This is a genomic window from Actinocrinis puniceicyclus (assembly GCF_018283645.1).
Classification (GTDB): domain Bacteria; phylum Actinomycetota; class Actinomycetes; order Streptomycetales; family Catenulisporaceae; genus Actinocrinis; species Actinocrinis puniceicyclus.
Genome location: NZ_JAGSXH010000200.1, coordinates 1 through 6,383, shown reverse-complemented (window position 1 = coordinate 6,383; position 6,383 = coordinate 1). Strand labels below are relative to the sequence as shown.

The 6,383-nt window shown below is 69.8% G+C and carries 5 protein-coding genes and 2 tRNA genes; 1 reads left to right on the top strand and 6 read right to left on the bottom strand.

All coding sequences use genetic code 11. The features are described 5' to 3' along the window. Positions 1 to 636 precede the first annotated feature (636 nt). The 4 genes from KGA66_RS27530 to KGA66_RS27515 all read right to left on the bottom strand — a co-directional run bounded on the left by KGA66_RS27530 (position 637) and on the right by KGA66_RS27515 (position 3,049). Positions 637 to 709, bottom strand: a tRNA-Lys gene (locus KGA66_RS27530). Between the two features lie 221 nt (positions 710 to 930). Continuing rightward, positions 931 to 1,003 (bottom strand) — tRNA-His (locus tag KGA66_RS27525). Between the two features lie 77 nt (positions 1,004 to 1,080). Further along, positions 1,081 to 1,716 (bottom strand): oligoribonuclease, encoded by a 636-nt coding sequence (orn, locus tag KGA66_RS27520; RefSeq protein ID WP_211472255.1) that lies wholly within the window; start codon positions 1,714 to 1,716, stop codon positions 1,081 to 1,083. A gap of 34 nt (positions 1,717 to 1,750) precedes the next feature. Then, complete coding sequence (locus KGA66_RS27515; RefSeq protein ID WP_312887096.1) at positions 1,751 to 3,049, bottom strand: helix-turn-helix domain-containing protein; 1,299 nt, start codon at positions 3,047 to 3,049, stop codon at positions 1,751 to 1,753. 239 nt (positions 3,050 to 3,288) lie between these two features. On the opposite strand from KGA66_RS27515, the gene KGA66_RS27510 reads away from it, so the two are divergent. Continuing rightward, positions 3,289 to 3,522, top strand: coding sequence for a DUF2630 family protein (locus tag KGA66_RS27510; protein ID WP_211472251.1), 234 nt, complete (start codon positions 3,289 to 3,291; stop codon positions 3,520 to 3,522). Here the strand turns inward: KGA66_RS27510 and KGA66_RS27505 are convergent. After that, positions 3,455 to 4,291 carry a hypothetical protein gene (locus tag KGA66_RS27505; protein WP_211472249.1) on the bottom strand — a complete coding sequence of 279 codons (837 nt, stop codon included), beginning with the start codon at positions 4,289 to 4,291 and terminating at the stop codon, positions 3,455 to 3,457. The genes KGA66_RS27510 and KGA66_RS27505 overlap by 68 nt on opposite strands. 241 nt (positions 4,292 to 4,532) lie before the next feature. Beyond that, on the bottom strand, positions 4,533 to 5,699 hold the full coding sequence (locus KGA66_RS27500) for a phosphotransferase family protein (RefSeq protein WP_211472247.1): 1,167 nt from the start codon (positions 5,697 to 5,699) through the stop codon (positions 4,533 to 4,535). Between the last annotated feature and the right edge of the window lie 684 nt (positions 5,700 to 6,383).

Genomic DNA, 6,383 nt, shown 5'->3' with positions numbered 1-6,383 from the left:
CCGTCCGCGCCCTCGGCGACTTCGAACCCTTCGACATACCCGACAGCCAACACCCAGCCACCCCCCGCCGTCCGCCGTTTCGACGTCCAGTCAGCCCAAATCGCTACATGCGAACTACGGGGCTAGGCAGCCGGTGCATCGAACCCGGCGAACAACAGGCCGCGTGCAGTACTCCGGCGACGCTCTCCGGCTCGAATCCGGCCACCGCCCGCCGCGTAACGTCCCGCACCACCAATGATTCATCCGGCTGCTTAAGCCTTAACGGGCTCACATCCACAGCTCGTCGGGAGGGTCGACGCGAGCGTGCGCGAGACATGGCGTTCCTGACATGCGAACCGAAACGGGACTACCAACGATCCCATCGGCCCCACCACCGCGCACGCGAATTGCCGAGCGCACCGAAAGTGCCGATGCGCGCGGACCGCACCATGCGCGCGTTGCGACGCGACGGTTCGGGGCCGCGTCTCAGCACGGCAAATCAGCACCCGCAATAGCTGTCGCCGCGCACGGGACCAGCACGTGTGACCGCAGCGTGACCGCACGTCCACCGATCGGGTGACGATCGAGAGGCCCGGGGCGGCAAGGCGAAATGAAAGAGCCCAGGTCACACGGTGTGTGCCTGGGCATTTCGCTCGGTGCGCCGTCAGGGACTTGAACCCCGAACCCGCTGATTAAGAGTCAGCTGCTCTGCCTATTGAGCTAACGGCGCGTTGCGTGGAAGAGATTACCCTAGATCGCGGCGCAGTAGAAATCGGTTCTTCGCGATTGCCGTCCGCGCAGCTCAGAGCATTCGGCGGGTGTCCGGCGGGCGGATGGAGGGGTGTTCGACGGGTGGGCGAGCCCGCGGCAGTCTCAGGGCGGCAGGGGCGCGACGGTGCGCCGCACGAAAGCGCCCCCGAACGCGTTTCCGCTGTTCGGGGGCGCTATTTGGGTGAGTGATGGGACTTGAACCCACGACATCCAGGACCACAACCTGGCGCTCTGCCAGCTGAGCTACACCCACCATGGTGTTGTGTTGCTTCGAAGAGTGTAGCGGACCAGTGGGGGTGGTCTGTAACCGTTAACCAGCCGACCCTCGGGTCAACCGTCCTGGCCGGCCGGCGCGACTGGTGCGGCCGGCGCGGTTGTGCCGAACTGCGCCGCGGTGGCGCGGGCGGTCTCCGAGTCCGGACCGGGCAGCGGAACGAAGACCGTCGCCCGGTAATAGCGCAGCTCCTCGATCGAGTCCTTGATGTCGCCCAGCGCGCGGTGGTTGCCCGTCTTCGGCGGGGCCTGGAAGTAGACCCGCGGATACCAGCGGCGGACCAGTTCCTTGATGCTGGAGACGTCGACCACGCGGTAGTGCAGATGGCGCTCCAGTTCGGGCATGTCGCGGGCAAGGAAACCACGATCGGTACCGACCGTGTTGCCTGCCAGCGGCGCCTTGCGGGCTTCCGGTACGTGCTTGCGCACATAGTCGAGCACCAACTGCCGGGCTTCGGCCATGTCCCGGCCACGCTCCAGCTCGTCGAGCAGGCCGGAAGCCGTGTGCATGTCGCGGACCACTGGCAGCATCTGCTCGACGGCGCCCGGCGGGGGCTTGATGACCACGTCGACGCCCTCGCCGAGGATGTTCAACTCCGAGTCGGTCACGAGCGCGGCCACCTCGATGAGCGCGTCGCGGGAGAGGTCGAGACCGGTCATCTCGCAGTCGATCCACACGAGTCGGTCGTTGATGCCGTTCATGCCGCCAGGGTATCGGCCAATGGGGTCATGCACCGTCGCGCGCGTTGAAGCCGGCAGGGGACTGCTGGTGCTCGGCGGATTGCGCATCCAGCGACGGCTGGACCGACCGCTGCTGCTGCTGCTGCTGCTGCCGCTGTTGCTCTTGCTGCTGCTGCTGCTCCTGCTGCGCACTCTCGTCCCCGGCGAGCACGCCCCGGAACGCCTGCCGGTACGCCGTCGGCGAGGTCGACAGGTGCCGGCGGAAGTGGCCGCGCATCGCGACCAGGGAGCCGAAGCCGCTGCGCAGCGCCACTTGGTCCATGGGCAGGTCTGTGGATTCCAACATGCGCTGGGCGTACATGACTCGCTGCGCGTTGAGCCACTGCAGCGGTGCGGAACCGGTGGCCGAGCGAAACCTGCGGTCGAAGGAGCGGCGGGAGAGCGACGCGCGCTCGGCCATCATGTCCACGTCGAACGGCTCGGTCAGATGGTCCAGTGCCCACGCCATCGCCTCGGCTATCGGATCGCCGAGCAGTTCCTCGGGCAGTTCGGCGTCGAAGTACGGGGCCTGCCCGCCGCGCCGACCGATCGGGAAGACGAGCCGCCGGGCGAGGCTGGCCGCCGACTGGGCGCCGTGGTCGCGCCGCACGATGTGCAGACACGCGTCGAACCCGGCCGCGGCCCCCGCGCCGGTGATGTACTGGCCCATGTCGACGCACAACTCGCGTGGCTGGACCCGGATGCGCGGATGGCGGCGAGAGAGGGTCGGCGCGTACATCCAGTGTGTCGTCGCCGAGCGGTCGTCCAGCAGGCCCGCGGCCGCCAGCACGAACACGCCGAGGTCCAGACCGACGACCCGGGCGCCCTCCTTGGCGGCACGCCGCAGCGTGGCCAGCGCCGGTTCGGGCGGCCGCTCGGCCGGGGCGCGCCAGGCCGGGACGATCAGGGTGCCGGCCGCGTCCGCGGCGGCCAGCCCGTACGGCGTGGCCATCAGGATTCCGCCCGTGGTCGGCAGCGGCCCGGCCTCGCCCATGCAGGCCAGCAGCCGGTAGTACGGCAGGCCCTGGCCGCGGCGGTCCACGCCGAAAACGGTGAGCGGAATGGAGCTTTCGAACAGCGGCGCGTTCTGGAAGAGGATCACCGCGATCGTGCCGCGGTCCCTGTTCTGCGCGAGCCGCGGCGCCGAGGCCGTGGCGGAGACGGCGGCAGACGGGCCCGACAGCGGGCCGGCACCCTGGGGGATCGCCCGGGCGGCAGCGGCGGAGGGAGCCGGCCCTTCGGACGCGGCGAATCGCTGCGCGGCGCCGGCCGCGCGCGGTCTTGGGACGGCTGGCTCGGGGGTCACGACGTCACGGCTCCTCGGTCCTGCTGCTGCGCTTAACAATCAGCATTCGTATATATAGAAAGACGTGCCCCGCTGTCGACTCGCGAAGGGGGCGCGTTGAGGCGCATGAGCGTGATGGGGCATCAGATGTGACGGAAATCACAGTTTAGCGGGGCCGTGCGCTGGCGCGGCGGGTGTGGTCTCCTGGAGTCGATGAGACGAGAACGGCTCGTCGGCCTTCGGGCGGAGAGGACAGCGCCATGGAAACCGAGCAGGAGGTCCAGGCGAGGATCGCCGAGGTGGAGGCGGAGCAGCACCGGCTGCGTATCCGCTCGGTGGAGGTCCACGGTCTCGATGCGCAGGAGCGGGCCCGGCTCAACGCGCTCGACGTGGAACTGGATCGGTTGTGGGACCAGATCCGCAGGTTCAGGGCCGGGGCGTCGGACGCCGAGGAACTGCGTTCGGCGCGAGATGTCGAGGGATATCTGCAGTAGGGCGCGTCGCTGGAATGGTCGCTGGACCGGAGGCGGTCGGCTCGGCGGGTGTCGCCGAGTCGGCCCGCATCGGCTCCGCAGCCGGCCGTGGCGGCGCCGCCACGCGAGCCACGCTTCGGCGCCGCGGAACCCGCTCGCCGACGAGATAAGCGGCCACGCCGAGACCGAGCGCGACCAGATGCTCGCGTCCGGCGAGGTTCGGCAGTGCAACCGCCTCACCGGCCATCGCCGCGGCAGTGATCGTGAGCATCAGGTACGCCCGGCACTTGAACGCCACGTAGATGCTCAGCGCGACGACGACGGTAGACGGACCGGTGTCCAGTTCGTATTGGTCCACCTGAGGCGTGCCGATGGCCAGATGCAGACCCACGATGACCATGATGCGCGCGGACACCGTGGTCAGACCGTTCACGCACACCGCGACGATGAGGGCGCGTCGTCGCCCGAGGTGCGCCTCACCCAGCCCGAAGACCACCAGGACCTGCAGCATCGCGCCCCACGCGGGGAGGTCCGGTGCCGGGGCGAGCATCGACAGCGGAAGCCGCAGCAGGATCAGTGGCAGCGGCAGTGCCTGGTAGACGCCCGCGACGCGCTCGACCACCCACCAACCGGCCGCGGTGTGCTGAACCAGCGCTAGAACACCGATCAGCGCCGTGCAGATCAACGTCAGTGGGAAGGCGGACAGGCCACTCGCGCGCAGCGCCTGGTACGGCGGGCTGAGGACGCTTACGGCCTCGGCACGCAGCCGGGTGTATACGAGCGGGGCCACTTTGGCCGCTTACCCGCGCGGCCCGACGGCGAATCGGCGAAGCGAGAATCGGCGAATCGGTGGGGGAGCGTGTGGGTCGGAAGCCGGCGCGAAGTCCATGACTCTGTGCGGACTGTTGCTCCGGCGTGCTGCCTGCTGCCTGCTGCCTGCTTCCGCGACCGGCCAATGACGGCATCTGGCGCGTCGCCAGAAGGCCCAAGCGCGATCCGCGGTCCGCGACACCGCCTCACGAGATCCCGCCTCAGAAATCGTCGCGCAGCGCGGCGTAGCCCGCCTCCACCAGCTCCGCCACCCAAAGGCCCGCGTCCTCCAACCCAGCCGCTACCGGCAGACCATGCAGCGTGCGGTAGTGCAGCGCTTCCAGAAGCCCGGCGACCCGGTAGTGATTGAGCGCGATGTACCAGCCCAGGCGCGACAGGTCGAAGCCGGTCTTGGCGGCGTAGCGCTCGGCCATCTGGCGGACGCTGGGGAAGCCGCGGGCGGCGGTGTGCGCCGAGGCGATCGGTTTGACGGCCGCGCCGGCCCCCTCCCAGAACGTGAGCAGCAGGCCGAGGTCGACCAGCGGGTCACCGAGCGTGGCAGCCTCCCAGTCCAGCACCGCGGCGATCCGGGCCGGTGCGCCCACGGTGACCACCAGATTCTCCAGCCGGTAGTCGCCGTGCAGGATGACCACGCGGTCGCCGTCCGGCACGCCGGCCCGTAGCCCCGCGGCCAGCCGCGCCAGCTTGGGCACCTCGCGGCTGGCAGAGGCGGCGTGCAGCCGATCCCACCGGTCGACCTGGCGGATGAGGAACTGGTCGGTGCGCGCGAAGTCGGCCAGTCCGGTCGCGCGCACGTCGAGCAGGTGCAGCGCGGCGAGCGTGTCGATCACGCCGTGGGCGACGGAGCGCGACTGTGTGGGGGTGAGCACCACCGCCTGCCGTTCGCGGCGCAGGACGATGCCCGGTACCTTGGCCGTGACGAAGAAGGGCGCGCCGATCACCGAAGTGTCCTGGCAAAGCAGCAGCGGCTCGGCGACCGGTACCCGCCCGCCGCGCCCGTGCGTCTGGAACAGTGCCCTGATCACCTGGTATTCGTGCCGTATGTCCCCCCGTCCGGCGCCGGGGGCCATCGGGGCGAGCGTGGCTGGAATCGGGACCTGATTTCCTGCCCCGAAGGGCAGCGGCGGGCGGCGCAGTACACACACCCTGCCATCTGCGTCGCAGAGTTCGTATGTAAGGTTCGAGCGCCCTCCCGGCAGCGGCAGCGCCCGCAGTGGCGGCTTGAGCGAACCGGGCAGGCGTACCCCGAGATAACGCGTCAACCTGGGCAGATCCAGGCCGCTGACGGCGCTGCGCCAGGTCGAACCGACCGGCGCGCCGGCCTCGCCGCCCACTGTCGCCCCGTTGTCCGCCGTGCCGCCGGTCACCCGTGCGCCCCTCTCCTGAACGAAGCTTTTTCGCAAAGTAGTGCGGGCGGTGACCGGTGGCTAGTGTCAGTTCTTGGCGGATCTTTAGACCCGGCGGGGGTGCCCGAGGAGCCGGAGATTCGTTACGGTGGGACGGTGCGCCCGGCGCGGCGCATGATCCGAACGCACGTCGAACAGCGAAAGCTGGGGGTTGGAACAGTGCCCAGGCAAGCACGCAGAAGCAGTAGGTCTGCGGCGTCCGTGGCGGGGGCGGTGGCAACGGGGACGGTCGCGATCGGCGCCCTCCTGGTGATACCCGCGACCGCGGGCGTCGCGGCCTCGGCCTCCTCATCCGCCGCACCGTGCAGCGGTTCCGCGTCACCGTCCGAGTCCTCGTCAGCGAAACCGGCGGATCCCTCCGCGTCAGTATCCGGATCCGGTTCGCAGACCGAGCGGTCGCAGAGCCCGAGCGAGACCGCGGTGACCAAGAGCGCTGCGACGCCGGAGCCCACGGCGTGCGAGAGCGGGCAGCCGAGCCCGAGTCAGAGTCCGACATCGCCGACGGGATCCGCGTCGCCTACCGGGGCGCCGAGTCAGAGCCCGAGTTCGTCGCCCACGCCGACGGCCAGTCAGAGCCCTTCGTCCAGTGCCAGTGCCAGTGCCAGTGCCAGTGCCAGTGCCACGGCCAGTGCCACGGCCACGCCG